General features: G+C 72.8%; 21 protein-coding genes. 10 read left to right on the plus strand and 11 right to left on the minus strand.

Annotated elements, in window-relative coordinates; all coding sequences use genetic code 11:
• Window positions 1-85 precede the first annotated feature (85 nt).
• The 3 genes from IE245_RS13035 to IE245_RS13045 all read left to right on the plus strand — a co-directional run bounded on the left by IE245_RS13035 (window position 86) and on the right by IE245_RS13045 (window position 3,280).
• A complete protein-coding gene (locus IE245_RS13035; protein ID WP_189946988.1) occupies window positions 86-1,696 on the plus strand; it encodes a sensor histidine kinase in 1,611 nt (536 codons plus the stop codon).
• On the plus strand, window positions 1,693-2,382 hold the full coding sequence (locus tag IE245_RS13040) for a response regulator (protein ID WP_189946989.1): 690 nt from the start codon (window positions 1,693-1,695) through the stop codon (window positions 2,380-2,382). Before IE245_RS13035 ends, IE245_RS13040 begins: the two co-directional genes overlap by 4 nt.
• Window positions 2,383-2,671: 289 nt before the next feature.
• The gene (locus IE245_RS13045; RefSeq protein ID WP_189947103.1) at window positions 2,672-3,280 is read left to right on the plus strand and encodes a helix-turn-helix domain-containing protein; all 609 of its coding nucleotides are present in this window, start codon (window positions 2,672-2,674) and stop codon (window positions 3,278-3,280) included.
• A gap of 119 nt (window positions 3,281-3,399) precedes the next feature.
• Here IE245_RS13045 and IE245_RS13050 read toward each other — a convergent pair whose 3' ends face one another.
• Window positions 3,400-4,425, minus strand: coding sequence for a 6-phosphofructokinase (locus IE245_RS13050; protein WP_189946990.1), 1,026 nt, complete (start codon window positions 4,423-4,425; stop codon window positions 3,400-3,402).
• Window positions 4,426-4,779: 354 nt separating this feature from the next.
• Here IE245_RS13050 and pta point away from each other — a divergent pair, with 354 nt between their 5' ends.
• From pta to pyk, 3 genes are all read left to right on the plus strand, one after another.
• Window positions 4,780-6,873 (plus strand): phosphate acetyltransferase, encoded by a 2,094-nt coding sequence (pta, locus tag IE245_RS13055; protein ID WP_189946991.1) that lies wholly within the window; start codon window positions 4,780-4,782, stop codon window positions 6,871-6,873.
• Window positions 6,870-8,156, plus strand: coding sequence for an acetate kinase (locus tag IE245_RS13060; protein WP_189946992.1), 1,287 nt, complete (start codon window positions 6,870-6,872; stop codon window positions 8,154-8,156). Before pta ends, IE245_RS13060 begins: the two co-directional genes overlap by 4 nt.
• A 74-nt stretch (window positions 8,157-8,230) precedes the next feature.
• Window positions 8,231-9,658, plus strand: a complete 1,428-nt coding sequence (gene pyk, locus IE245_RS13065; RefSeq protein ID WP_189946993.1) for a pyruvate kinase — start codon at window positions 8,231-8,233, stop codon at window positions 9,656-9,658.
• 200 nt (window positions 9,659-9,858) lie between these two features.
• Here pyk and IE245_RS13070 read toward each other — a convergent pair whose 3' ends face one another.
• The 4 genes from IE245_RS13070 to IE245_RS13085 all read right to left on the minus strand — a co-directional run bounded on the left by IE245_RS13070 (window position 9,859) and on the right by IE245_RS13085 (window position 14,111).
• A complete protein-coding gene (locus IE245_RS13070; RefSeq protein ID WP_189946994.1) occupies window positions 9,859-11,187 on the minus strand; it encodes a hypothetical protein in 1,329 nt (442 codons plus the stop codon).
• Complete coding sequence (locus IE245_RS13075; RefSeq protein ID WP_189946995.1) at window positions 11,177-11,737, minus strand: DUF6114 domain-containing protein; 561 nt, start codon at window positions 11,735-11,737, stop codon at window positions 11,177-11,179. Before IE245_RS13075 ends, IE245_RS13070 begins: the two co-directional genes overlap by 11 nt.
• A 105-nt stretch (window positions 11,738-11,842) precedes the next feature.
• Window positions 11,843-12,505, minus strand: a complete 663-nt coding sequence (locus tag IE245_RS13080; RefSeq protein ID WP_189946996.1) for a DUF6230 family protein — start codon at window positions 12,503-12,505, stop codon at window positions 11,843-11,845.
• A gap of 637 nt (window positions 12,506-13,142) precedes the next feature.
• Complete coding sequence (locus tag IE245_RS13085; protein WP_189946997.1) at window positions 13,143-14,111, minus strand: tetratricopeptide repeat protein; 969 nt, start codon at window positions 14,109-14,111, stop codon at window positions 13,143-13,145.
• A 251-nt stretch (window positions 14,112-14,362) separates the two neighbouring features.
• Between IE245_RS13085 and IE245_RS13090 the strand changes: the two genes are divergently transcribed.
• On the plus strand, window positions 14,363-14,995 hold the full coding sequence (locus IE245_RS13090) for a TetR/AcrR family transcriptional regulator (protein ID WP_189946998.1): 633 nt from the start codon (window positions 14,363-14,365) through the stop codon (window positions 14,993-14,995).
• 9 nt (window positions 14,996-15,004) lie between these two features.
• Entirely contained in the window at window positions 15,005-15,424 is a 420-nt protein-coding gene (locus tag IE245_RS13095; protein ID WP_189946999.1) for a PPOX class F420-dependent oxidoreductase, read from the plus strand.
• A 63-nt stretch (window positions 15,425-15,487) separates the two neighbouring features.
• Here IE245_RS13095 and icmA read toward each other — a convergent pair whose 3' ends face one another.
• The 4 genes from icmA to IE245_RS13115 all read right to left on the minus strand — a co-directional run bounded on the left by icmA (window position 15,488) and on the right by IE245_RS13115 (window position 19,632).
• Window positions 15,488-17,188, minus strand: coding sequence for a coenzyme B12-dependent isobutyryl-CoA mutase large subunit (gene icmA / locus IE245_RS13100; RefSeq protein WP_189947000.1), 1,701 nt, complete (start codon window positions 17,186-17,188; stop codon window positions 15,488-15,490).
• 72 nt (window positions 17,189-17,260) lie between these two features.
• Complete coding sequence (locus IE245_RS13105; RefSeq protein ID WP_189947001.1) at window positions 17,261-17,593, minus strand: DUF3817 domain-containing protein; 333 nt, start codon at window positions 17,591-17,593, stop codon at window positions 17,261-17,263.
• A 110-nt stretch (window positions 17,594-17,703) separates the two neighbouring features.
• Window positions 17,704-18,213 carry a MarR family winged helix-turn-helix transcriptional regulator gene (locus tag IE245_RS13110; protein WP_189947002.1) on the minus strand — a complete coding sequence of 170 codons (510 nt, stop codon included), beginning with the start codon at window positions 18,211-18,213 and terminating at the stop codon, window positions 17,704-17,706.
• Window positions 18,214-18,222: 9 nt separating this feature from the next.
• Window positions 18,223-19,632 carry an MFS transporter gene (locus IE245_RS13115; protein ID WP_189947003.1) on the minus strand — a complete coding sequence of 470 codons (1,410 nt, stop codon included), beginning with the start codon at window positions 19,630-19,632 and terminating at the stop codon, window positions 18,223-18,225.
• 80 nt (window positions 19,633-19,712) lie between these two features.
• On the opposite strand from IE245_RS13115, the gene IE245_RS13120 reads away from it, so the two are divergent.
• Together IE245_RS13120 and IE245_RS13125 are read left to right on the plus strand one after the other, a co-directional pair.
• Window positions 19,713-20,708, plus strand: coding sequence for an ArsR/SmtB family transcription factor (locus tag IE245_RS13120; protein WP_189947104.1), 996 nt, complete (start codon window positions 19,713-19,715; stop codon window positions 20,706-20,708).
• Window positions 20,709-20,796: 88 nt separating this feature from the next.
• Window positions 20,797-21,822, plus strand: a complete 1,026-nt coding sequence (locus tag IE245_RS13125) for a glycoside hydrolase family 6 protein (protein ID WP_189947004.1) — start codon at window positions 20,797-20,799, stop codon at window positions 21,820-21,822.
• Window positions 21,823-21,829: 7 nt separating this feature from the next.
• On the opposite strand, the gene glxA is transcribed toward IE245_RS13125, so the two are convergent.
• Window positions 21,830-23,797 carry a radical copper oxidase GlxA gene (gene glxA, locus IE245_RS13130; RefSeq protein ID WP_189947005.1) on the minus strand — a complete coding sequence of 656 codons (1,968 nt, stop codon included), beginning with the start codon at window positions 23,795-23,797 and terminating at the stop codon, window positions 21,830-21,832.
• 3 nt (window positions 23,798-23,800) lie between these two features.
• Entirely contained in the window at window positions 23,801-25,657 is a 1,857-nt protein-coding gene (locus IE245_RS13135; RefSeq protein WP_189947006.1) for a glycosyltransferase family 2 protein, read from the minus strand.
• Window positions 25,658-25,709: the final 52 nt, after the last annotated feature.

Consider the following 25,709-nt stretch of genomic DNA (forward strand, 5'->3'; position numbering starts at 1 on the left):
CGCGTGCCGCTCCGGCCGCTTCCCGTGGAGAACGATTCGGGAACGCGATGCGCGGGAGCAAATCCCGGCGTGCACACTTGCACGCATGCGTCTCCCGCCCCTCCGCCCCCTCCCCCGCAGCCTGGCCGGCCAGCTCTTCGCCATGCAGGTCGTGCTGATGGCCGCGGTCGTGGCGGGGTGCGCGGTCTTCGCGTACCTCACGGACCGGGCGCAGGCCGAGGAGACCGCGCGCCGGCAGGCGACGGCCGCCGCGACGGCCCTCGCCGGCTCGCCGTCCGTGCGGGCCGCCGCGCTCTCGGCCGAGCCGTCCGCCGCGCTCCAGCCGTACGCGGAGGAGCTCCGGCGGCGGGCGGACCTCGCCTTCGTGGTGGTCATGGCGCCGGACGGCACCCGGTGGACGCACCCGGAGCCCGACCGGATCGGCCTCCACTACCTCGGCCACATCGAGCCGGCGCTGCGCGGCGGGACCTTCTCGGAGACGTATCCGGGGACCCTCGGCCCCTCGGTGCGGACGATCACGCCAATCTTCTCCGAGGGGCGGGTGGTCGCCCTGGTCAGCGCGGGCATCACCATCGAGCGGATCAGCGCGCAGGTGCGGGAGCAGGTGACCGCGCTGCTCGGGATGGCGGGCGCGGCGCTCGCGCTCGGCGGCGCCGGCACGTACGTGATCAACGCGCGGCTGCGGCGGCACACCCACGGGATGAACGCCACCGAGCTCAGCCGGATGCACGACTACCACGAGGCGGCGCTGCACGCGGTGCGGGAGGGGCTCGTGATGCTGGACGGGCGGCGCAGGATCGCGCTCATCAACGACGGGGCGCGCGAACTCCTCGGCCTCGACGAGGGGGTGGTGGGCCGGCCGGCGGCGGAGCTCGGCCTTCCGGCCCCGCTGACGGGGGCGCTGCTCTCCTCGGAGCCGCGGGTCGACGAGACGCATCTGACGGACGAGCGGGTCCTCGTCGTCAACACCCGGCCGGTGGTGGGCGGGGAGCGCCGCGGTACGGTCGTGACGCTGCGCGACCGTACCGAACTCCAGGCGCTGTCAGGGGAGTTGGACTCCCAGCGCGGGTTCACGGAGGCGCTGCGCTCGCAGGCCCACGAGGCGGCGAACCGGCTCCACACGGTGGTCTCGCTGATCGAACTCGGCCGGGTGGCGGAGGCCGTGGAGTTCGCGACGGCCGAGCTGGAGCTGGCGCAGGCGCTCACCGACCGGGTGGTGGACGCGGTCGGCGAGCCGGTCCTCGCGGCGCTGCTGCTCGGAAAGGCGGCGCAGGCCAACGAGCGGGGCGTGGAGCTGGTCCTCACCGAGGACAGCCGGATCGACGACGGGCTGCTGCCGCCGGCCCTGGAGCCGAGGGACCTCGTGACGGTCCTCGGCAACCTCGTCGACAACGCCGTGGAGGCGGCCGGCGGGACCCCGCACGCGCGCGTGACCGTCACGGTCGCGGCCCGCGCGGGCGACGGCGAGCTGCTGCTCCGCGTCGACGACAGCGGGCCCGGCGTCCGGCCCGCCGACCGCGACGCGGTCCTCGGCCGCGGCTGGTCCACCCGGGGCCCGGGCCGCGGCCTCGGCCTGGCCCTGGTCCGCCAGGCCGTCACCCGCGCCGCCGGCACCCTCACCGTCGCCGAGGCCCCCGGGGGCGGCGCCCGCTTCACCGTCCGGGTGCCGCTCCCCCGCACCGGAGGAGAGGCATGAGCGGGGCGCAGGAGATCCGGGTCCTGGTCGTCGAGGACGACCCCGTCGCCGCGGACGCGCACGCGCTGTACGCGGGGCGGGTGGAGGGTTTCCGGGTGGTCGGGGTCGCGCACTCGCGGGCGGCGGCGGTACGGCTGCTCGACCGGGTCCCCGTCGACCTGATCCTGCTCGACCTCTACCTCCCGGACGGGCACGGCCTCGCGCTGCTCCGTGCCCTGCGGGCCGCCGGGCACGCGGCGGACGTCATCGCGGTGACCTCGGCACGCGATCTCGCGGTGGTCCGCGAGGGGGTGTCGCTCGGGGTCGTCCAGTACGTCCTCAAGCCCTTCGCCTTCGCGACCCTGCGGGACCGGCTGACGCGGTACGCGGAGTTCCGCGGGGCGGCCGGGGAGGCGTCCGGGCAGGACGAGGTCGACCGCGCCCTCGCCGTGCTGCGCGCCCCGCAGCCGGCCACCCTCCCGAAGGGCCTCAGCGGCCCGACCCTGGAGGCCGTCACCCGCTCCCTGCGCGAGGCCCCCGCCGGCCTCACCGCGGCCGAGGCCGGCGCGGCGGTCGGGATCTCCCGCATCACCGCCCGCCGGTACCTGGAGCACCTGGTCACCGAGGGCCGCGCCGTCCGCGCCCCCCAGTACGGCCAGATCGGCCGCCCGGAGCTGCAGTACCGCTGGCGCGAAACCGCCCGCTGACGCGTCGGCGCCGGGCTCCGGGGGCCGGGCCCGCGCCCCGCCCGGGCCGCGCGCGGCGGAGCTCGTACCCTCCTCGAAAGGCACCGGAGGACGGTCCGCGGTCCGCTCACCGGACGTCACGCACCGCTCACCGGCGATTACCGGCCGGTTCCGACGTTCCTACAGGCCGTGGCCTCAGATGAACGCACCGTAGCCAATTTCGGCCATTCGTGGTTAGCGTGGCCGGGTGCACCATCCCTCTCCCCCCTTCGACGCCCCGGCCGCGCGCCGCCTGCGGCAGGGGCTCGGCATGGCACCCGCCCATGTCGCGTACGGCCTGCGGGCGCAGTACGGGCTCCCCGTCACCCCCGACGCCGTCGCCGCCTGGGAGCGCGGCACCCTCGTGCCGAGCGAACAGGAGCTGACCGCGCTCGCGGGCGTCCTGTGGTGCTCGCCGGCCGATCTGATCGCCGTCGCCTCCACGCTGCGCGAGCACCGGGTGGCCCGCGGGCTCTCGGTCGAGGAGCTGGCCCGGCGGGTCGGCGTCGCCGCGCACGCGTACGCCCGGATGGAGGACGCGGGGGCCTGGAAGGGCACCGAGCGGCAGACGGCCGCGCTCGCCGAGGTCCTGGGGCTCGGCCCGCGCGCCCTGATCACCGCGACCGGCGGCGACGAGCGGCTGGCGGAGCTGCTGCGGGACGCGGCGACGACCCGCTGGCAGGCGTACGTGAAGCCGGCGGTCCGGATGCTGCCGCTGCCCAAGCGGGTGGTGGAGCAGGCCCTGGCGCGGCTGCACGCGGAGTACCACGCCCGCATGGCCGCGACGTCCAGCTGGGGCGCCTCGGGCGCGACCGGCGACGAGGGCCGCGCGTACCTGGAGTCGGTCAACGAGCACTTCTGGGCGGTGGTGGGGCACTAGGACCCCGGAAACGCGGGACGGAGGTCCGTCGGGAACACGGGACGGAGGTCCCGTCGGGCGGGACCTCCGTCGTCGTGCGGCGGGCGCGGCCGGAAGACGACCCGGCCGCGCGGGCGCGGTCAGAAGACCGACTCGGCCTCGCGGATGCGGTCCGCGGGGACCGTCTTGAGCTGGGTGATGGCCTCGGCGAGCGGCACCATCTTCACGTCGGTGCCGCGCAGCGCCGTCATGTTGCCGAACTCGCCGCGGTGCACGGCCTCCACCGCGTGCCAGCCGAAGCGGGTGGCGAGGACGCGGTCGTACGCGGTGGGCGTGCCGCCGCGTTGGACGTGGCCGAGGATGACCGGCCGGGCCTCCTTGCCGAGGCGCCGCTCCAGCTCGTACGCGAGGGCCGTGCCGATGCCCTGGAAGCGCTCGTGGCCGAACTGGTCGATCTCGCCCTTGCCGTAGTCCATCGTGCCGTCGGCCGGGTGCGCGCCCTCGGCGACGCAGATGACGGCGAACTTCTTGCCGCGGGCGAACCGCTCCTCGACCATCTTGACCAGGTCGGCCGGGTCGAAGGGGCGCTCGGGCAGGCAGATGCCGTGGGCGCCGCCGGCCATGCCGGACTCCAGCGCGATCCAGCCGGCGTGCCGGCCCATCACCTCGACGACCATCACCCGCTGGTGCGACTCGGCGGTGGTCTTCAGCCGGTCCATCGCCTCGGTCGCGACGCCGACGGCGGTGTCGAAGCCGAAGGTGCGGTCGGTGGAGGAGATGTCGTTGTCGATGGTCTTGGGGACGCCGACGACGGGCACGCCCGCGTCCGAGAGCATCCGGGCGGCGGTCAGCGTGCCCTCGCCGCCGATCGGGATGAGCGCGTCGAAGCCGCTCTTCTCGACGATCGCCTTGGCGTTGTCGCAGGCGGCGGCGAAGCGGTCGCGCTCCAGGCGGGAGGAGCCGAGGATGGTGCCGCCGCGGGCGAGGATGCCGCTGACGGCGTTGAGGTCGAGCGGGCGGTAGCGGCCGTCGAGGAGTCCGGCGTAGCCGTCCTCGAAGCCGATGACCTCGTCCCCGTAGTTCGTGACGGCCCGGTGGACGACCGACCGGATCACTGCGTTCAGGCCGGGGCAGTCGCCGCCTGCGGTGAGGACTCCGATGCGCATCGTGCTGTGTCTCCTGCTCCGTCGAGGTTCCGTGTGAGCCGTTGAGCCGTTCCTTGAGCCGTTTCCGATTCTCACACGCCGGATCCGCCCGGGCCTTCCGCGACCGCTCCGCGCGTGCCGGGAACGGGTCCGTCCGGGGGTCTTTCGTCCCCTGGAACGGGGCCTTCGTACGGCGGGCGGCCTACCCAGGTGCAGGGGTATTGTCAAGGGGGTAATGCCACCCTATCGGTGTCTTTCCAGCGCCGGGGGTTGACGAAGGCGAGGGCCGGGCCCCGGCACGGGCCGGGCCCTCGCGCAGGACGGCCCTCCCACCGGACGGGCCCCTTCCGCAGGAACGGGACAGGAGACCGCGGCGTGACGCGCAGTGTGTACGTGACCGGGATCGACCGCGGGGACGGCCGCCAGGTCGTCGAGCTGGGAGTCATGGAGCTCCTCACCCGGCAGGTGGACCGGGTGGGGGTGTTCCGTCCGCTGGTGCACGACGGCCCCGACCGCCTCTTCGACCTGCTGCGCGCCCGCTACCGCCTCACCCAGGACCCGTCCACGGTCTACGGCATGGACTACCGCGAGGCCTCCGCCCTCCAGGCCGAGCAGGGCACCGACGAGCTGCTCTCCCGGCTCGTCGACCGCTTCCACGCGGTCGCCCGCGACTACGAGGTCGTCCTCGTCCTCGGCACCGACTTCGCCGGCACCCAGGTCCCCGACGAGCTGGCCCTCAACGCCCGCCTCGCGAACGAGTTCGGCGCCTCCGTCATCCCGGTCGTCGGCGGCAAGGACCAGACCGCCGAATCCGTCCGCGCCGAGGCCCGCAACGCCTTCCGCGCCTACGACGGCCTCGGCTGCGACGTCCTCGCGATGGTCGTCAACCGGGTCGCCGGCGAGGACCGCGAGGCCATCGCCGACCGGCTGACCGCCCGGCTCCCCGTCCCCTGCTACGTCCTCCCCGACGAGCCGGCCCTCGCCGCCCCGACGGTCGCCCAGATCACCCACGCGCTCGGCGCGACCGTCGTCCTCGGCGACGACGCCGGCCTCGCCCGCGACGCCCTGGACTTCGTCTTCGGCGGCGCGATGCTGCCGAACTTCCTGGGCGCGCTGACCCCCGGCTGCCTCGTCGTCACCCCCGGCGACCGCGCCGACCTGGTCGTCGGCGCGCTCGCCGCCCACTCGGCCGGTACGCCCCCGATCGCGGGCGTCCTGCTCACCCTGGACGAGCGGCCCACCGACGCGGTCCTCACCCTGGCCGCCCGGCTCGCGCCCGGCACCCCGGTCCTCTCCGTCGCCGGCAACAGCTTCCCCACCGCCGCGGAGCTCTTCGCCCTGGAGGGCAAGCTCAACGCCGCCACCCCCCGCAAGGCGGAGACCGCGCTCGGTCTCTTCGAGCGGCACGTGGACACCGCCGACCTGCTGGGGCGGATCTCGGTGGCGCCCAGCGGCCGGGTCACGCCGATGATGTTCGAGCACGAGCTCCTGGAGCAGGCCCGGGCCGACCGGCGCCGGGTGGTGCTCCCCGAGGGCACCGAGGAGCGGGTGCTGCGCGCCGCCGACGTGCTGCTGCGCCGCGACGTCTGCGACCTCACCCTCCTCGGCGACGTCGAGGCCATCCGCAAGAAGGCCGCCGACCTCAGCGTCGACCTGCGCGACACCCAGCTGATCGACCCGCGGACCTCCGAGCTGCGCGACGCCTTCGCCGAGCGGTACGCGGCGCTGCGCGCCCACAAGGGCGTCACCGTGGAGCTCGCGTACGACGTCGTCTCGGACGTGAACTACTTCGGCACCCTGATGGTCCAGGAGGGCCTCGCCGACGGCATGGTCTCCGGCGCGGTCCACTCCACCGCCGCGACCATCCGCCCCGCCTTCGAGATCATCAAGACCAAGCCGGAGGCCTCGATCGTCTCCTCGGTCTTCTTCATGTGCCTCGCCGACAAGGTGCTCGTGTACGGCGACTGCGCGGTCAACCCGGACCCGGACGCCGAGCAGCTCGCGGACATCGCCGTCCAGTCGGCGGCCACCGCCGCCCGCTTCGGCGTCGAGCCGCGGATCGCGATGCTCTCGTACTCCACCGGCACCTCCGGCTCCGGCGCCGACGTCGACAAGGTGCGCGAGGCGACCAAGCTGGTCCGCGACTCCCACCCGGAGCTGCGGATCGAGGGCCCGATCCAGTACGACGCCGCCGTGGAGCCGTCCGTCGCCGCCACCAAGCTGCCGGACTCGGAGGTGGCCGGCCAGGCGACCGTGCTGATCTTCCCGGACCTCAACACCGGCAACAACACCTACAAGGCGGTCCAGCGTTCGGCCGGCGCCATCGCCGTCGGACCGGTCCTCCAGGGCCTGCGCAAGCCGGTCAACGACCTCTCGCGCGGCGCCCTCGTCAGCGACATCGTCAACACGGTCGCCATCACCGCGATCCAGTCCCAGGTCCCGACCCCGGCTCAGGAGCTCCCCGCATGACCGGCACCCCCACCCGCGTCCTCGTCCTCAACTCCGGCTCCTCGTCGGTGAAGTACCAGCTCCTCGACATGAGCGACGGCAGCAGGCTCGCGCAGGGGCTCGTCGAGCGGATCGGCGAGGAGACCTCCCGGCTCGCCCACACCCCGCTCCGGGCGGGCGGGAGCGCCCCGCGCGAGCGGACCGGCCCCATCACCGACCACGCGGCCGCGCTGAAGGCGGTCGCCGAGGAGCTGGCGGCGGACGGGCTCGGCCTGGACTCCCCCGAACTGGCCGCGATCGGCCACCGGGTGGTGCACGGCGGGCTGCGCTTCACCGAGCCGACCGTCATCGACGAGGAGGTGATCGCCGAGATCGAGCGGCTCGTGCCGGTGGCTCCGCTGCACAACCCGGCGAACCTGCTCGGCATCCGCACCGCGCGGGCGATGCGCCCCGACCTGCCGCAGGTCGCCGTCTTCGACACCGCCTTCCACACCACGATGCCGGAGTCGGCGGCGCGGTACGCGATCGACGTGGAGACCGCCGACGCGCACCGGATCCGCCGCTACGGCTTCCACGGCACCTCGCACGCGTACGTCTCCCGGGCGACGGCGAAGCTGCTCGGCAAGGAGCCCGAGGAGGTGAACGTGATCGTGCTCCACCTCGGCAACGGCGCCTCCGCCTCGGCGGTCCGCGGCGGCCGCTGCGTGGACACCTCCATGGGCCTGACCCCGCTGGAGGGCCTGGTCATGGGCACCCGCTCCGGCGACATCGACCCGGCGGTCACCTTCCACCTCAAGCGGGTGGCCGGCATGGACGCCGACGAGATCGACGTCCTCCTCAACAAGAAGTCCGGTCTCGTCGGCCTCTGCGGCGACAACGACATGCGCGAGATCCGGCGCCGGGTCGACGAGGGCGACGAGCGGGCCGCGCTCGCCTTCGACATCTACGTCCACCGCCTGAAGAAGTACATCGGCGCGTACTACGCGGTCCTCGGGCGCGTCGACGCGGTCGTCTTCACCGCCGGCGTGGGCGAGAACGCGGCACCGGTCCGGGAGGCCGCCATCGCCGGCCTGGAGGAACTCGGCCTCGCGGTGGACGCCGGGCTCAACGCCGTACGGTCCGGTGAGCCGCGGATCGTCTCGCCCGAGTACGCCCGGGTCGCGGTGGCCGTGGTGCCCACCGACGAGGAGCTGGAGATCGCCCGCCAGACCTTCGCGCTGACGGGGGAGATCGCGGGCGGGGACGGGGGGCGGGGACCGGACGGGAACGCGGCCGGAGAAGTTACTCGTACGACAAACGCCTGAGCGACCCCGCGCCCATTTGTACTTTCCGCCAGCCGGAATATTCCGCAGTGAAACAAACCGATAGGATCCGCCTCATGCGCCGTTCCAAAATCGTCTGCACGCTGGGCCCCGCCGTCGACTCGTACGAGCAGCTGAAGGCTCTCATCGAGGCCGGTATGAACGTGGCCCGTTTCAACATGAGCCACGGGACCCAGGCAGAGCACCAGGGACGGTACGACCGTCTCCGCAAGGCCGCCGCCGACACCGGCCGCGCCATCGGTGTGCTGGCCGACCTCCAGGGCCCCAAGATCCGGCTGGAGACCTTCGCCGAGGGCCCGGTCGAGCTGGTCCGCGGGGACGAGTTCACCATCACCACGGAGGACGTCCCCGGCGACAAGTCCATCTGCGGCACCACCTACAAGGGCCTCCCGGGCGACGTGTCCAAGGGCGACCAGGTCCTCATCAACGACGGCAACGTCGAGCTGCGGGTCGTCGAGGTCGAGGGCCCCCGGGTCAAGACCGTCGTCATCGAGGGCGGCGTGATCTCCGACCACAAGGGCATCAACCTGCCCGGCGCGGCGGTCAACGTCCCGGCCCTCTCCGAGAAGGACGTCGAGGACCTCCGCTTCGCCCTCCGGATGGGCTGCGACATGGTCGCCCTCTCCTTCGTCCGCGACGCCGCCGACGTCAAGGACGTCCACAAGGTGATGGACGAGGAGGGCCGCCGGGTCCCCGTCATCGCCAAGGTCGAGAAGCCGCAGGCCGTCGAGAACATGGCCGAGGTCGTCGCCGCCTTCGACGCCGTCATGGTCGCCCGCGGCGACCTCGCCGTCGAGTACCCGCTGGAGCGGGTCCCGATGGTGCAGAAGCGCCTCGTCGAGATGTGCCGCCGCAACGCCAAGCCGGTCATCGTCGCCACCCAGATGATGGAGTCGATGATCACCAACTCCCGTCCGACCCGCGCCGAGGCGAGCGACGTCGCCAACGCGATCCTGGACGGCGCGGACGCGGTCATGCTCTCCGCGGAGTCGAGCGTGGGCGCCTACCCGATCGAGACCGTCAAGACGATGTCGAAGATCGTCGCCGCGGCCGAGGAGGAGCTCCTCTCCAAGGGCCTCCAGCCCCTGGTCCCCGGCAAGAAGCCCCGCACCCAGGGCGGCTCCGTCGCCCGCGCGGCCTGCGAGATCGCCGACTTCCTCGACGGCAAGGCGCTCATCGCCTTCACCCAGTCCGGCGACACCGCCCGCCGTCTCTCGCGCTACCGCACGCAGCAGCCGATCCTCGCCTTCACCACCGACGAGGGCACCCGCAACCAGCTCGCCCTGAGCTGGGGCGTCGAGTCCTTCCTGGTCCCGTTCGTCGACAACACCGACGCCATGGTCGACCTCGTCGACGCCGAGCTCCTCAAGCTCCAGCGCTACAACGCCGGCGACACCATGGTCATCACCGCCGGCTCCCCGCCCGGCGTCCCCGGCACCACCAACATGGTCCGCGTCCACCACCTGGGCGGCGAAGGCGCCTGACGCGCCCCGCGGACAGACGAACGGCCGGTGGGCCGCACCCCGAGGGGGGTGCGGCCCACCGGCCGTTTCCGGGTCAGTCGTCGTCACGCTCCTCGTCCTCGTCAGGCCGGGCGTGGTCGGCCCCGACGAGCTGCGGGCCGCACCCCTCGATGGGGGACGCGACCCACGGCCCTTGTGCGGCTCCCGGAGTGGTGCGGGGGTCAGCTCGGCTCGATGGTGTTGCGGAGGTCCTTGACCCGGAGGGTTCCGCCGAACTGGCCGGCCTGCTTGAGCTTGACGTTGGTGAAGAAGACGGCCGGGAGGTCCAGCGGGGGCGGGGACTCGGGGCCGAAGGTGATCGGGATGATGCCGAGGAGGTTGCCCTTCAGCTCCTCCGTGTACATCGTCACCGTGCCGCCGGTGATGGTGGACTCCGAGCCCTTCCTGGAACGGACGTGGGCCTCGCGGCCCTCGGAGTGCTCCGTGATCTGATGCAGGTCCTTGATCCCGATGTAGGTCGCGGTGAACTTCAGGACCTTCTTGACCTTGCCGCCGTACGTCCTCACCTCGACGATGCCGTGGTACTTCAGGCCGCTGAGCGTGAGCCTGGTGCTCTCCAGGCGCCACGGCTCGTCCGGCAGCAGCGGGATGCCGGGTTCGAGCTCGGCGGCGGCGAGGGCCGCGTCGTCGCGCTCGGGGCACGGGAAGCGGGGCTTGGCGCCGTCGGGTATGTCCGTGTCCGGCTTGGCCTCCAGGCCCTGCGCGCTCTCGGGGAGCTCCTGGACCTTCACGCCGGCCTTCTCCGCGGCCTCCTTGATGGCGGCCTTGGTCGCGTCGGCCTCGGTGTCGGCCGCCTTCGCGTCCGCCGCGGTGTCGGTCTTCGCGGTGTCGGTCTTCGGGGCCTGCGTCTCGTCCGTCGTGGTCGCGCGCTGCTGCGGGGCGGCCGTCGTCGCCGAGGCGGTCGGGGTCGCGGTGGCCGACGGGGTCGCCGTGGGCTCCTGCTTCGGGGCGAGCCCGCCGAAGAGGTCCTTCAGGGCGTCGCCGACGCCCAGCGGGTCGAGCGGGTTGGCCGACTGCGTGGGTGTGGGCGCGGCCGTGGCGGTCGCCGCCGCCTCCGGGGCCACCGCCTGGGCGCCGCCCTGGGCCGCCGTGGTGGCGGACGGGCTCGCCGTCGCGGTGGGCGTGGCGGTCGCGGACGGGGTCGCCGTCGGCTGCCCGGTCGGCTCGGCCGGCGTGGTGGCCGTGGCCGTCGCGGTCGGCTCCGGCTTCGCGGTCTCGGTGGCCTTCGCCGTGGGCGTGGCCGTCGTCTCCTCCGCCACCGGCTCGTCGGAGCGGCTCACACAGGGGCCGGGCGCGAAGGGGATGTCCTTCTCGTCGGCGAGCGCGGGGCTGGGCGCGAGGCCCATGCCCATGAGCACCGCGGTGGGCATGGCGGCGAGCGCCATCGCCTTGCCCGCGGGGCCCTGGATCCTGTTCAGCAGCGTCTTGCGAGGGGCCGCGTGGCGCGGCCCGCTCCTCGCGACAGTCGGCTGGGTGTCGTCACCCCGCACTGTTCCTCCCGCCGTTGGCGTCGATCGTCGTGTCGGTCGCCGGTCCGTGCGCCTGCTCCGGGATTCCGGCCGCCAGCACGGCCTCGGTCTCGGAGGCGTACGCGGTCTCCTCGGATGCCACCGGCTCACCGTCGTGCTCCGCGCCGTCGGTCTCCTCGACCGGCGGGGCGGGTGCCCAGGCCGCGGACATGCCGCCGCCCATGAGGGCGAACAAGAACCCGATGACGAGACCGCCGAAGTTCGACACGGGGATGGAGACCAGGCCGAGCACGATCGTCGCGACACCCGCGAAGACCCGGACGACGGGCTGGAACCACATCGTCAGGCCGAGCGTGAAGAGCAGGACGCCGATGATCAGCGCACCGGCGCCGGCGGTCGTGGCCATGGCCAGGGTCATGTTGCCGAGCCGCACGTCTCCGTAGGGGAGGTAGGCGATCGGCAGGCTGGCGAGGATGGTGAACAGGCCCGCCCAGAAGGGCCGGGTCTGCCGCCAGACCTTGAACCGGTTCTCCTTGCGGACTTCGGGGGAGGCAGGGGTCTCGGCGCTCATGGAAAACAGCTCCCTGGAAGCGGTGTTGCTGAGAAGGTGAGAAGACCGGGGCGGCCCCGGGGAAGGTGCGGGCCGCCGTGACGGCCCGCACCCCACAGGACCGGGTCAGCCCTGGAAGCACTCCTTGTCCGTGCCCCGGTGCAGGGACAGGTTGAGGTCCGGGAGCTTGAAGGTGCCGGCCGTGGTGGCCCACGCCTTCTGCTCGACGTCGGTCAGCGTCACGCTCTCGGCGCGCTGACCGAAGCCGAACGGGTTGGCCTCGGTGTTGGGCTGGATGCCCTGACGGCCGGACGGCTTGCGGTCGGGGCCGTGGTCGAGGGCGCCGGCCGCGATGCCGATGTCGATGTTCGTGAACTCGGCGTCGGCGTCGAGGTAGGAGACGTCGAGGTAGAGCTCCTCGGCCTCGACCTTGGTCCCTTCGTTGCCGGCCTCCAGGCGCAGGGTGATGTTCCCCAGGCCCGGGACGGGGGTGACGACGGACTGGCACATGTTGGTGATCTTGGCCGTGTCGAAGCCGGAGACCGCGACCGGGGCGGCGAAGGGCTCGCCCTTGAGGTCCTTGGCCTTGTTGACACTGCCGTACTGGACGAACTGGGTGCCCTCCAGCTTGTCCGTCGTGACCTTGAACTCCTGGCCGGAGATCGCGAAGGACGCGGCGAGCGCGCCCTGGGCCAGGCCGACACCGATCGCGGCCGTGGCCGCCAGGCTCGGGACCATGACGACGGCGAAACGCTTCCATCTGGTCCCGCCACGAACCTGGGACTTCATGAGAATCCTCCTTCTCGGACGTACATCTCCAGGAGGGCCCGGGGCCCGGCCTGGGATGGGAGAAGAGCTACGTCCTCGGGAAGGAGAGCGCCGAGGCGTCAGGAGGCGCGACGCGCGTCCGATTCACCGGCGATCACCCCCGAGCGACAACCATGTGCCGCGCGTGCGCACGGCCCGGTGGACAGGTCCTGCCCGGTGGGAGCAGGAACCCCCCTGTCCGATGACCGGCCGCGTGGGCCGCCGGTCCGCCCGGTGGGGACCCTCGCCGTGCGTCCCGGCGGGTTGCCGGGGCGTGCGGTTCGGACCGAGCGTGGCCGATCGTGGTCCATTCCCGGCGCCCGCACAAGGGGTTCATTACTCGCTAGTAACGGATGCGTGACCGCGCCATGGCGCGATGCCTCCGCCCGGGTACGCAGGGTGGAGGCGCGTGGTGCGGAAAATCCGCTTATGGGAAGGCGAACCCGGACAGACCCACGGGTTCGATTTACTGCAAGTAACAGCGGCCGCGTTTATCAAGATTTGGTAAAGCGCGGCCGCGACTTGTCACCGTGTCGCCAAATCGCCAGACGATCCGGCGCCTTTTCCCGCCCTGAGCAGGCGCTTAGTCGCAGGGCGGGAATTCAGGGGCCGGAAAGGGTCAGAACAGCACCCGCGCCAGCGCCTGGCGGGCCGCGATCACCCGCGGGTCCTCCGGGCCGATCACCTCGAACAGCTCCAGGAGCCGCAGCCGCGCCGCGTCCCGGTCGTCGCCGAAGGTGCGGCGCACGGTCTCCACGAGCCGCCCGAAGGCGTCCTGGACGTGACCGCCCACCAGGTCCAGGTCGGCGGCGGCGATCTGCGCGGCGACGTCCGCCGGGTTGTCCGCCGCGTTCTTCCGGACCGCCTGCGGGTCCATGCCCTGCACCCGGCCGAGCAGTTCCGCCTGGGCGAGGCCCAGCTTCGCCTCGGGGTGCTCCGGGTCGTCGGCGAGGACGTTCTTGTACGCCTGCACGGCGCCGGCCAGGTCACCCGCGTCCAGCGCGGACGCGGCCGCCTCCAGGAGGGCGTCGTAGGGGCCGGCGGCCTGTCGGGGGGCGGGACCGGCGTCCTCGGCGCCGGCGTCCACGGTCAGGCCCGTCAGGCCGAACCGCTCCTCGCCGATCTGGATCAGCTGGTCGAGGGTCTCGCGGATCTGACCCTCCGGCACCGCGCCCTGGAAGAGGGGCAGCGCCTGGCCGGCGACGACCGCGAAAACGGCCGGAATTCCCTGGATGCCGAACTGCTGCATCAGCATCTGGTTGGCGTCGACGTCGATCTTCGCGAGGAGGAAGCGGCCGTCGTACTCCACGGCCAGCCGCTCCAGGAGCGGGCCGAGCTGCTTGCAGGGCTCGCACCACTCGGCCCAGAAGTCGAGGACGACCGGGACCTCGGCGGAACGCTGGAGCACATCGCGCTCGAAGCCCGCCTCGTCGACGTCGATCACGAGGGCGGAAGGCGGCACCGCCGCGGGCCCGCCGTGGCGCGCCGCCTCGGCGCGCGCCTGCTCCGCCTTCGCCTTGGCCTCTCCGGCCGCCTTCACCGCGGCGAGGTCGACGACGCCGCTCATGGACATGTTTCGGGGCTGCATGAGTACATCCTCCCCCTTCCGCGCGCGGATCCGGTAAGCCGTGGCCGAACAGCGCCCTCCGCCGAGGGCGCCCTCCGCTCGCCGGGTCCCCACCCGGCGTCCTGCATGGTTGTCGCTCGGGCCGCTCAAAGCCTTTCGCTACGGGTCGTAGCGTAATGGCCGGGACCGGACGGAGGGGAGCCGCACCCCGTGAACTGCCTCACATCGCGGGCCTCTGGCGCCGAACCTACCGGCGGGTATGGTCGTCGTCCATGTGTAGCCGCACCACCCCCCGCAGCACCCGCACCGGCCGCCCCCGCTCCACCGAGGCCGACGAGGCCATCCTGGAGGCGACCCGCGCGGCCCTGGTGGAGCTGGGCTGGTCCAAGCTCACGATGGGCGACGTCGCCACCCGCGCCGGGGTCGCCAAGACCACCCTGTACCGCCGCTGGGCCAACAAGAACGAACTCGTCGTCGACGCCGTCGCCGTCCTCTTCGATGAACTCGAACTGCCCGACCTGGGTTCCCTCCAGGCCGACATCTCCCACGTCGTCCTCCAGTTCGCGGCGCTCCTGGAGCGCCCCGAGACCAAGACCGCGCTGATGGCCGTGGTCGCCGAGTCGACCCGGGACGCGCCGCTGCGCGAGCGGATCCGCGCCTCGATCGTGGAGCGGCAGAAGCGGCTCGTCCTGGACGGGCGCCGGCGGGCCCAGGAGCGCGGCGAGCTCCCGGCCGACCGCGACCCGGCCGTGGTGGACGCCACCGACGACCTGATCTTCGACGTGGTCGCGGGCGCGGTGGTGCACCGCGCCCTGGTGAGCGCCGAACCGGTGGACGCGGCCTGGGTGAACCGCCTCTCGTCGCTTCTGGTCGGCGGTCTGGGAGCGGTCGTGGCGCTCGGCTAGCGTGCCTCCATGATCATTCATGAGGACATCCGGCTCTCCGAGCCGGTGCGCGCCCTGCTCGACGACGTCAACCACGCCGTCCTGGCCACCGTCCAGCCCGACGGCTCGCCGCAGACCTCGGTGGTGTGGGTGGGCCGGGACGGCGACGACGTCCTGATCTCCAGCCAGGAGGGCCGCCGCAAGGTCAAGAACGTCCGGGCCGACGCCCGGGTCTCCCTCACCCTCCTGGACCGCCGTGACCCGGACCGCTACACGGAGATCCGCGGCTCGGCGACGGTCACCGAGGACGAGGGCCGCGCGCTGGCGGTGGCGCTGGCGGAGAAGTACGAGGGCGCGGGCGCCGGCCAGGAGTATCTGGACCTGCCGCCGGAGAAGGTCCGGGTGACGCTCCGGATCACCCCGGCGAAGGTGCTGGGCTCGGTCCGCTGACGCGGAACGCGAAGGGCCGGTACGGAGTCCCGTACCGGCCCTTCGCGCCGTCGCCGTGGCGGCTCAGAAGCCGGCGGGCTCCACGTACACGCCCCACTCCTCGCGGAGGACGTCGCAGATCTCGCCGAGGGTGGCCTCGGCGCGGACCGCGTCGAGCATCGGCGGGATCATGTTGGAGCCGTCCCGGGCCGCCGCCAGCATGGCGTCGAGGGAGGCGCGGACCTTCGCCTCGTCGCGCCGGCCCTTCCGCTCGCCGAGGACCCGGACCTGCTCCCACTCGACCTCGTGGCTGACCCGCAGGATCTCCAGGTCGCCGGTGACCGAGCCGTGGTGGACGTTGACGCCCACGACCCGCTTCTCGCCCTTCTCCAGGGACTGCTGGTAGCGGAAGGCGGACTCGGCGATCTCTCCGGTGAACCAGCCGTCCTCGATGCCGCGCAGGATGCCGGAGGTGATCGGGCCGATCGGGTGCTGCCCGTCCGGGTGGGCGCGCAGGCCGCGCTCCTTGATCTGGTCGAAGATCTTCTCGGCGTCGGCCTCGATGCGGTCGGTGAGCTGCTCGACGTACCAGGAACCGCCCAGCGGGTCCGCGACGTTGGCGACGCCGGTCTCCTCCATCAGCACCTGCTGGGTGCGCAGCGCGATCTCGGCGGCCTGCTCGCTGGGGAGGGCCAGGGTCTCGTCGAGGGCGTTGGTGTGGAGGGAGTTGGTGCCGCCGAGGACGGCGGAGAGGGCCTCGACCGCGGTGCGCACGACGTTGTTGTACGGCTGCTGGGCGGTGAGGGAGACGCCGGCGGTCTGGGTGTGGAAGCGGAGCCACTGCGCCTTGTCGGTCTTGGCGCCGTACACCTCCTTCATCCAGCGGGCCCAGATCCGGCGGGCGGCGCGGAACTTCGCGATCTCCTCGAAGAAGTCGAGATGGGCGTCGAAGAAGAAGGAGAGGCCGGGGGCGAAGACGTCCACGTCGAGGCCGCGGGACAGGCCGAGCTCGACGTAGCCGAAGCCGTCGGCGAGGGTGTACGCCAGCTCCTGCGCGGCCGTCGCCCCGGCCTCACGGATGTGGTAGCCGGAGACGGAGAGCGGCTTGTACGCGGGGATGCCCTGCGCGCAGTGCTCCATCAGGTCGCCGATGAGGCGCAGGTGCGGCTCGGGCGGGAAGAGCCACTCCTTCTGCGCGATGTACTCCTTGAAGATGTCGGTCTGCAACGTGCCGTTGAGCACGGCCGGGTCGACGCCCTGGCGCTCGGCGGCGACCAGGTACATGCAGAAGACGGGGACGGCGGGGCCGGAGATCGTCATCGACGTGGTGACGTCGCCGAGCGGGATGTCCTTGAAGAGGACCTCCATGTCGGCGGCGGAGTCGATGGCGACGCCGCAGTGGCCGACCTCGCCGAGGGAGCGGGGGTCGTCGGAGTCGCGGCCCATGAGGGTGGGCATGTCGAAGGCGACCGAGAGCCCGCCGCCGCCGGCGGCGAGGATCATCTTGTACCGCTCGTTGGTCTGCTCGGCGTTGCCGAAGCCGGCGAACTGGCGGATGGTCCAGGTGCGGCCCCGGTAGCCGGTGGGGTGGAGTCCCCGGGTGAAGGGGTACTCGCCGGGCCAGCCGATGCGCTCGAACCCCTCGTACGTGTCCCCGGGCCGGGGCCCGTAGACCGGCTCGACCGGGTCCCCGGAGAGCGTGGTGAAGTCCGCGTCGCGCTTGCGGGCCTTGTCGTAACGGGCCTGCCAGCGACGGCGGCCTTCCTCGATGGCGTCAGCGTCCATGCCTTCGAATTTACTAGGACGTCCTAGTAAATGTCGATGAGAAACCCCCGCACAGTTGTACGGGGGTGGGGCTCAGGCCTTGGCCGGAACCGGCTGCCCGCCGCTGACCAGCGGCTTCACCTCGGCGACGACCTTGCGCTCGACGAAGAAGGCGGCGAAGGGGATCGTGCCGGAGAGCAGCAGCCACACGATCCTGCCGAACGACCAGCGGGCCTTGGAGCCCAGGTCGAAGGCGAAGACGAGGTAGATGATGTACAGGACGCCGTGGGTCTGGGAGACCGCGAAGGTCAGGTCCTCGCCGGTGTCGAAGCCGTACTTGGCGACCATGCAGCCGCAGAGGATCAGGAGCATGACGGCGGTCACGTACGCCATGACGCGGTAGCGGGTCAGCACGCTGGATTTCATGCCGTCGAGCGTAACCGCCCGTTCCGGGGCGATCTTCGCGGGGGTCGGCCGGCGCCGGCGCCGGGGCTCGGCCCTCGCCGGAGTGGGGTCGGCCTTCGCCGGAGCGGGGGTCAGCCCTCGTCGAAGTCGCCCGCCGCGACGCGCAGCGGGCGGAGCATCGCGAAGATCTCGGCGCACTCCTCGGCGTCGTACGCGCCCAGGCCGAACTCCATCTCCATCAGGTCGCGGGTGGCCGCCTCGACCACCTCGCGGCCCTTCTCCGTGATGGAGGCGAGGGTGCCGCGCCCGTCGTTGGGGTTGGGGCGCTTGGCGACGAGGCCCGACTTCACCAGGCGGTCCACCGTGTTCGTCACGGACGTGGGGTGGACCATCAGCCGCTCGCCGATCTTCGACATGGTCAGCTCGCCCTCCTTGGAGAAGGTGAGCAGCACCAGCGCCTCGTAGCGGGCGAAGGTCAGGCCGTACGGCTTGACCACGGCGTCCACCTCGCCCAGGAGGATCTGGTGGGCGCGCATGATCGAGGTGATCGCGGCCATCGAGGGGACCGGACCCCAGCGCTTCTGCCAGAGCTCGTCGGCGCGGGCGATGGGGTCGAACGGGAGACTCAGCGGCTTCGGCACGCGTCGACCTTACCGATGGGGAACATGGCGGTCAGCCCCGTCTCGTCCTTCGGTCGCGAGCAGGACGCCGAGGATCAGGACGGCGAGCAGCCCGGCGGCGGCGACCACCCGATGGACGGGGGCGAACTCGGCGGCCAGGCCCGCTCCGGCCATGCCGACGCCCTGGACGGTCATCATGCCCGCCGTCATGAGGGTCATCGCCCTCCCCCGCCGCTCCTCGGGGACGGCCGCGACGAACCGGGCGTCGAGGCCGAGGGTGTGCGCGCCGGCGGCGCCGGCCGCCACGAGCGCGAGCGCGGCGAGCGCGGGGCCGGGGCGCAGCGCGTACAGGAGGAAGGGGAGGAAGCCGGCGAGGAGGAGCGGGGCGACGAGCCGGGCGCGGGTGGCGGGGCTCAGGAGGGCGCCGGCGAGGAGCTCTCCGGCGATGGTGCCGACCGGCAGGGCGCACATGAGGAGGCCGAGGGCGGCGGTGGAGACGCCGAGCCCGTCGGCGTAGGGGGCGGCGAGCGCCTCGGGGACGACGACGAAGAGCGGCGGCACCCAGAAGAGCAGCATCAGTCGGCGGATCCGCCGGTCGCGCAGCAGGGACCAGGTGGCGCCGGGCCCCTCGCGCCGGTCGGCGGCGCGGGCCGGGCGGCGGGCGGTGCCGAGGCGGAGGAGCAGGGCGGAGAGGAGGAAGGTCGCGGCGGTGAGCGCGATGGCGCCGCGGGCGGGGACGACGGTGAGGAGGACGCCGCCGACGCCGAAGCCGGCGAGGAGGGCGGACTGGGAGACGATCCGCAGGAGCGAGCGGCCGAGGACGAAGAGGTCGCCGTCGCCGAGGATGTCGGCGAGCGTCGCCATGCGGGTGCCCTGGAAGACGGGCGCGACGGCGGCGACGGCGCAGCGCAGCACGAGCAGCCCGGCGACGGGGGTGGCGGGCAGCACCATGAGCGCGACGGCTCCGGCGCAGACCAGGTCGCAGACGACGAGCACCCGGCGGGGCGGGTGCCGGTCCGCGAGCCCGGCGAGGAGGGTGCCGCCGAGGAGGTAGGGAAGGAAGCCGAGGGCGAAGGTGAGCGAGGAGAGCAGCGGGGAGCGGGTGAGGTCGTAGACGAGCACGGTGAGCGCGATCTCGCTGACGACGAGCCCGAGCAACGACAGCAGGTGCGCCCCGAACACCCACCGGAACTCGCGCACGCGGAAGACGGCGAGGTAGCCGGGGGCGGCCGGAACGGACGCGGGTCCGGGGCCGGCCGCGGCGGTCGCCGGGGCGGGGCTCGGGGCGGAGGTGGATGCGGGGGCGGGGGTGCCGGTCGGGGTGTCGGTCGGGGCCATGACCGCAGCCTGGGGGGCGGTGGCGGCGGGGGCGGGCGTGGGGACGGGGGGTCCGGCGGGGGCGGGGGTGTCGGTCGGGGCAGGGGTGTCGGTCGGGGCCATGACCGCAGCCTGGGGGGGCGGGGGGCGGGAGACCTAGACTTTCGGGTCCAGCCGAATCTTCGAGTCTCCGGACGGTGCCCGTGCCGTATCACCTGCTCTTCGGGGAGTCCGATCCGCTGCGGATCCGGTTCGCCGTGTCGCCGCTCTGGGAGACGCAGTCGGCCGTGCGGGTGCTCGCGCGGCCCCGGCAGCAGGGGTACCACCTGCCGTGGCTGCGGCGGATCGCCGGAGCCGCGCGGGAGCTGGACCTGGCGCCGCTCCAGCTGCTGATGCCGGAGCGGGGGCACTCGCCGGACTTCCTGTATCCGCCGCCGCTGGGGCCCGCCGCCTCCTTCGAGGAGGAACTGGCCGCCGTGCGGGACGTCGATCCGGCGCTGGCCGGGCCGGACCTCGCGCGGGCCCTCGCCTGCACGCCGGGGGCGGCCGGGAGCGCCGAGGGGCGGCGGCTGCTCGCCGACCCCGCCGCGTCCGTCGCGCGGCTCGCGGAGCTGCTCCGGGCCGCCTGGGAGGCGCTGGTCGCGCCCGAGTGGCCCCGGCTGCGGGCGCTCCTGGAGGCGGACGTGGCGTACCACTCCCGGCGGCTGGCGGAGGGCGGTCTGGAGCGGCTGCTCGGCGAGCTGCACCCGTCCTTCTCCTGGGATCCGGGGACGGCGGTCCTGGAGGTCGGCTCCTATCGCGGCGAGCACGTGCGGGCGCTGGGCGGCCGGGGTCTGGTGCTGATGCCGTCGGTGTTCATCTGGCCGGAGGTGATCAGCGGTTTCGACGAGCCGTGGCAGCCGACGGTGGTGTACCCGGTGCGCGGCGTCGGCGGGCTGTGGAGCCCGCCGCGGGAGCGCACGCCGGAGGCGCTGGCGCGGCTGCTCGGGCCGGTGCGGGCGGACGTGCTGTGCGCGCTCGACGAGCCGGCCGGGACGACGGCGCTCGCGCACCGGCTCGGCCGGGCGCCGTCGTCGGTGTCGGCGCACCTGGCGGTGTTGCGGGACGCGGGGCTGCTGACCTCGCGGCGGTACGGCCACCAGGTGCTGTACGAGCGGACGCCGCTGGGGATCGCGGTGTCGCAGCCGGACGCCGGGTGACCGTTATGTCACGATGAGCCCCGTTCGTCGGTGATCTCCTGACGGACCTCGCGCCCGTACTCCCCACGTTGCCGACCCTGGGGGCCGGATGTCCCGCCGCACCACCACCGTCACCGCCGTCGCCCTCGCCGCCGCGCTGCTGCTGGCCGGCAGCGGCTGCTCCTCCGACGAACCCGCCCGCTCCCCCGTCGGTCCGCCGGCCGCGACGGGGGGCGAGGCTCCGGCGCCGACCGGCGGTTCGCCGTTCTGGGTGGACCCGGAGAGCGACGCGGCCAAGCAGGTCCGGCAGTACGAGGCGCAGGGCCGTACCGACGACGCCCGGGTGCTGAAGCGGATCGCGGAGCAGCCGGTCGCGGAGTGGCCGGCCGGGGACGACCCGGTGCCGGAGATCGAGCGGGCGGTGCGCGGGGCGCGGGCGGAGGACCGGACGGCGGTCTTCGTGGCGTACAACATCCCGCACCGCGACTGCGGGATGTACTCGGCCGGCGGGGCGCGGGACGCGGGGGCGTACCGGGCCTGGGTGGACGCCTTCGCCTCGGCGATCGGGGACGCCTCCGCGGTGGTGGTCCTGGAGCCGGACGCGGTGCCGCACATGGTGGACGGCTGCACGCCGGGGCAGTACCACGAGGAGCGGTCGGCGCTGCTCTCGGAGGCGATCGAGCGGCTGAAGCGGCAGCCGGGCACCCGGGTCTACCTGGACGCGGGGAACCCGGCGTGGATCGACGACCCGGGGAAGCTGGTGGAGCCGCTGCGGCGGGCCGGGATCGCCCGTGCGGACGGCTTCTCGCTGAACGTGTCGAACTTCCAGGAGACGTCGGTGGTGCGGGACTTCGGGGCGACCCTGTCGGGGCTGCTCGGCGGGATGCACTTCACCGTCGACACGAGCCGGAACGGCGCCGGCCCCCTCCCGGGGGACCGGGCGGAGGCCTGGTGCAATCCCCCGGGCCGGTCGCTCGGCGTGCCGCCGACGGACCGGACGGGGGACGCGCTGGTGGACGCCTACCTGTGGATCAAGCGCCCGGGGGATTCGGACGGGCAGTGCCGGGGCGGCCCGGCCGCGGGGACCTGGTGGCCCGAGTACGCGCTCGGCCTGGCCCGCCGCGCCGAGTCCTGACGCTCCTTCACTTTCCGTTCACGTGGATCCACTTCGCCTCGGAGGGGATGCCCGCCTCGTCGGTGACGAAGAGCATGTACCAGCCGGGCGGGACGAGGGTGCGGTCCTCGGGGGCGTCCACGGTGACCGTGAGCCCGTCCTTGCCCCTGGTCAGTTCCAGCGCCACCGAGCGCTGTTCCACGTCGGTGGTGTGGGTGACGGCGCTGGGCCGCATCAGGCGGGCCTTGGCGATCCGGCCGGCGTCCTTGGTCCTGAAGGTGGCGCGGCCGTTGCGGTCGAGCTCGCGGGGACCCTCGCCGATCACCGGCCGGTCGGCGCCGGCCTTGTGGAGGTAGGGCGGGGTGAAGACCTCGATGCGCTGCTCGAAGGTGCCGAGCTTGGTGTTGTCCTTGTCGTCGAAGAGCGGGTCGGAGCCGAAGGTGGCGACCCGTCCGTCGGGCAGCAGCAGCGCCTCCGAGTGGTAGTTGCGGCCGACGGTGGGGTCGGCCGCCGCCGCGAAGGCGTTGGTGGCGGGGTCGTAGAACTGCGCCTTCAGGATGTCGCTGCCGCTGCGGCCCCGGTAGTCGCGCGAGCCGCCGGTGGTGAAGACGGTGTCGTCGGGGAGCAGGACGCTGTTGAGGTAGCGGGTCCCCTGCGGGAGGGCGGGGCCGTCCCGGAAGGTCGGGCTGTCGGTGTTCAGGTCGACGATGGAGGTGCGGGCGGTGGACTTGGCGGACTCGCCGACCCCGCCGCCGCCGAGGACCATCACCTTCTGCGCCTGCGCCGGGGGCAGGATCAGGGAGGCGGAGGTCTCCAGCTGGTCGGGGTCGGTGAGGCCGGTCAGGGGGGTGAACTTGTTGGTCTTCAGGTCCCACAGGCCCGGCTCCCGGCCCTTGTCGGCGGGGCCGTAGCCGGCGTTGGAGCCGGTGTAGAGGAGCTTGCCGCCCTTGGTGAGGAAGAGCGACGGGTAGGTGGGGAAGTAGCGGAAGGGGCCCTTGGTCCACTTCTTGGTCTTCGGGTCGTAGATCTCGTTGTCGCCGGGGACGACGTCGCCGACGTCGTTGAGCCCGGAGACGGCGAGGACCCTGCCGTCCTGGAGGCCGACGAGGGTGGGGTACCAGCGGGCGTCCTTCATGGGGGCGACCGGGACGTACTTCTCCGCCTTGGGGTCGAACTCGTAGGCGGCCTTGATGCCCTGGAAGTCCTGCTTCTCGGTGGTGAGCTTCTGGGCGAGGCCGTACACGTTGTCGGCCTGCTCGCCCTTGAGGCCGACGACCTCGTACTGCGCGGCCTCGGTGGTGAGGCCCTGCGGCCCCTCCTCGACGGCCTCGACGAAGACCCGGGCCTCGGCGGCGGTCACCTTGGTCTTCCAGGGCTTCATCTGGCCGCTCTTGAAGTACGAGATCTCGAACTCGCGCTTCGCCTTGGGGACGGTGACGTCGGTGGTGGAGACGTACTCGACGCCGGACGGGGAGCGGAAGCGGGTGCCCTTCTTCAGGGTGACGGCCTTGTCGGGGCTCTCGTTCTTCACCCGCATGCCGCCGCCGGCCTTGGTCACCCCGCCGTCGAGGACCTCGTAGCGGGCGGTGCCGCCGGCCACCAGGAGCCGCCCGTCGGGCAGCTGGCTGTGGCCGGCGCAGAAGAAGTCCTCGGGGGTGGGGACCTTCTTGAAGGTGTTCTTCACCGGGTCCCACAGGACGGTGTCGAAGGTCCCGGCGTCGAAGTTCTTCTGGTCGTTGCCGGAGCCGGCGATCAGCAGCACCTTGCCGGTGTGCAGGAGGGCGGCGTGGATGGCGTTGATCCGCGCCCCGTCGGGGACGGAGACGCCGCCCCAGGAGCCGTACTTCTTCTTGTACCCGGGCTGGGCGATCTTGTAGGCGTGGTACTTCTCCGAGGCGAAGGTGACGGCCGCGGGGGCGTTGAGCGCCGCGAGGAGGAGGACGGCGCCGCTGCCGAGCAGGGTCTTCTTGAACTTCTTGGACGGCCGGTAGGCCATGGATCAGTTCCCTCCGGACGTCGTGGGCGCGGGGGTCGCGGGCGGGTGCGGGGGCAGGGGCGGGAACTGCGGCAGCGGGGGGAACTGCGGCAGCGGCGGTACGGTGCGCAGCTCGATCCCCGTGCGGGCGACGGCGAGGCGGCGGTCGCGGGTCCGGGCGCGGGCCCGTTCGCGCAGCGCCCGGGCGCGCCGGTCGCGCAGCAGGGTCCAGGTCCAGACGGTGACCGGGGCGAGGGTGATGGCGAGGGCGAGGACCGCCCAGGTGCGCATCGCCGCGTGGGTGTGGTCGTAGCGGACCGAGGCCGCCAGGGAGGCGACGAGGACGACCGCCCAGAAGAGGTGGATGCGGAAGGTGAGGAGGCGGTCGGGGCTGGCGGAGCCGCCCTTGGGGGTGACGACGAAGCGGCCCCGGGTGCGCAGCAGCGCGGAGCCGAGGGACCTCAGGTAGACGGGCGCGGAGAGCGCGGACATCACCATGCCGGCGAGGCCGCCGGAGCCCTCGGGTTCGTGCGGGGAGACGTTGTGGCGGCGGTTCCAGAGGTAGAGGCCGATCTGGAGGGCGACGGCGTCGCTGTAGATCATGAGCCAGACCTGGGAGGAGACCTGGGTGCCGGAGGCGCCGAGCCAGAGGTAGAGGACGCAGCTGAGGATGCCGAGCAGCCAGTTCACGGCCGTCATGGGGTAGTAGACGAGCATGAGCGTGTAGTTGAGGAGGCGGCCGGGCGGCATGCTGAACGGCGCCTTCCAGTACTGCTTGAGGACCGTCTCGTACGTCCCCCGGGACCAGCGGAGCTGCTGGGTGAAGAAGTCGGTCCAGGAGGCCGGGCCCTCCCCGATGGCGAGGACGTCGGGGGTGTAGACGGAGCGCCAGCGCCGGCCGGTGGCCGGGTTCTTGCGGCGGTGCAGCTCGAAGCCGGTGGCCATGTCCTCGGTGATGGAGTCGTACAGGCCGCCGACCTGCTTGAGGGCGGAGATCCGGACGACGTTGTTGGTGCCGACGAACATGGGGGCGCGGTAGCGGTTCCCGGCGCGCTGGATGAGCGCGTGGAAGAGGAACTGCTGGGACTCGGCGGCCTTGGTGACGGCGCCGGTGTAGTTGCCGTAGACCTGGGGGCCGACGACGAAGGCGACGTCGGGGTCGCGGAAGTAGCCGAGCATCCGCTCCAGGAAGCCCGGGAGCGGCACGTGGTCGGTGTCGACCGAGGCGAAGAAGTCGTAGGCGTCGCCGTGCATGGCGAGCCAGGCGTTGTAGTTGCCGTGCTTGGTCCTCGCCTTGTGGACGCCCTTCTTCCGGTTCCATTCGGGCACGCCGGCGCGGGTGAAGTGGCGGACGCCGAGTTCGGCGCAGAGGGCCTTGGCCTCGTCGCTGTCGCCCTCGTCGAGGAGCCACACGTGCAGGGTGCCGTCGTGCCGGAGGCGGACGGCGGCCTCCAGGGTGGCCCGCACCATGGCGAGGGGTTCCTTGCCGGGCACGTAGGTGGTGAGGAAGGCGACCCGGGTGCCCTTCTCCGGACACACCGGGACGGGGTCGCGGGCGACCATGGTGGCGTGGGCGATCGAGGTGACGTTCACCAGCATGAAGAAGCAGATGAGCCCGATCGACACGAGCATCACCGTGTCGTACGGCACCCGCCAGGTGTCGTCGCCCTCGCGGACGGTCCAGTGGGTGGGCCAGACCAGGTAGGCGAGGAGCACCGCGGAGAGCAGCGGCGCGAGCGCCATGAGGAGGACGGCTCGTATTCGGTGCGGCTCCTTCGAGAGCAGACTCGTGTACTGCACCCGGTACTCCGCCGTGTCCGGTTCCGTGAGGGGACCGGCGAGTCGGCTGTAGGTGTCGTAGTCGTAGCCTCCCGGCCGCACGGTGCCTCCAGCTGTCGTCGATCGAGCCGATATCCCCACAAAAGGGGAGATG

It is taken from the genome of Streptomyces roseolus, assembly GCF_014649855.1.
Lineage (GTDB): Bacteria > Actinomycetota > Actinomycetes > Streptomycetales > Streptomycetaceae > Streptomyces > Streptomyces roseolus.

Coding starts and splice junctions, on each gene's coding strand:
- IE245_RS13035 (WP_189946988.1), top strand. CDS start 86: ATGCGTCTCCCGCCCCTCCGCCCCCTCCCCCGCAGCCTGGCCGGCCAG.
- IE245_RS13040 (WP_189946989.1), top strand. CDS start 1,693: ATGAGCGGGGCGCAGGAGATCCGGGTCCTGGTCGTCGAGGACGACCCC.
- IE245_RS13045 (WP_189947103.1), top strand. CDS start 2,672: ATGGCACCCGCCCATGTCGCGTACGGCCTGCGGGCGCAGTACGGGCTC.
- IE245_RS13050 (WP_189946990.1), bottom strand. CDS start 4,425: ATGCGCATCGGAGTCCTCACCGCAGGCGGCGACTGCCCCGGCCTGAAC.
- IE245_RS13060 (WP_189946992.1), top strand. CDS start 6,870: ATGACCGGCACCCCCACCCGCGTCCTCGTCCTCAACTCCGGCTCCTCG.
- pyk (WP_189946993.1), top strand. CDS start 8,231: ATGCGCCGTTCCAAAATCGTCTGCACGCTGGGCCCCGCCGTCGACTCG.
- IE245_RS13075 (WP_189946995.1), bottom strand. CDS start 11,737: ATGAGCGCCGAGACCCCTGCCTCCCCCGAAGTCCGCAAGGAGAACCGG.
- IE245_RS13080 (WP_189946996.1), bottom strand. CDS start 12,505: ATGAAGTCCCAGGTTCGTGGCGGGACCAGATGGAAGCGTTTCGCCGTC.
- IE245_RS13085 (WP_189946997.1), bottom strand. CDS start 14,111: ATGCAGCCCCGAAACATGTCCATGAGCGGCGTCGTCGACCTCGCCGCG.
- IE245_RS13090 (WP_189946998.1), top strand. CDS start 14,363: ATGTGTAGCCGCACCACCCCCCGCAGCACCCGCACCGGCCGCCCCCGC.
- IE245_RS13095 (WP_189946999.1), top strand. CDS start 15,005: ATGATCATTCATGAGGACATCCGGCTCTCCGAGCCGGTGCGCGCCCTG.
- icmA (WP_189947000.1), bottom strand. CDS start 17,188: ATGGACGCTGACGCCATCGAGGAAGGCCGCCGTCGCTGGCAGGCCCGT.
- IE245_RS13105 (WP_189947001.1), bottom strand. CDS start 17,593: ATGAAATCCAGCGTGCTGACCCGCTACCGCGTCATGGCGTACGTGACC.
- IE245_RS13115 (WP_189947003.1), bottom strand. CDS start 19,632: ATGGCCCCGACCGACACCCCTGCCCCGACCGACACCCCCGCCCCCGCC.
- IE245_RS13125 (WP_189947004.1), top strand. CDS start 20,797: ATGTCCCGCCGCACCACCACCGTCACCGCCGTCGCCCTCGCCGCCGCG.
- glxA (WP_189947005.1), bottom strand. CDS start 23,797: ATGGCCTACCGGCCGTCCAAGAAGTTCAAGAAGACCCTGCTCGGCAGC.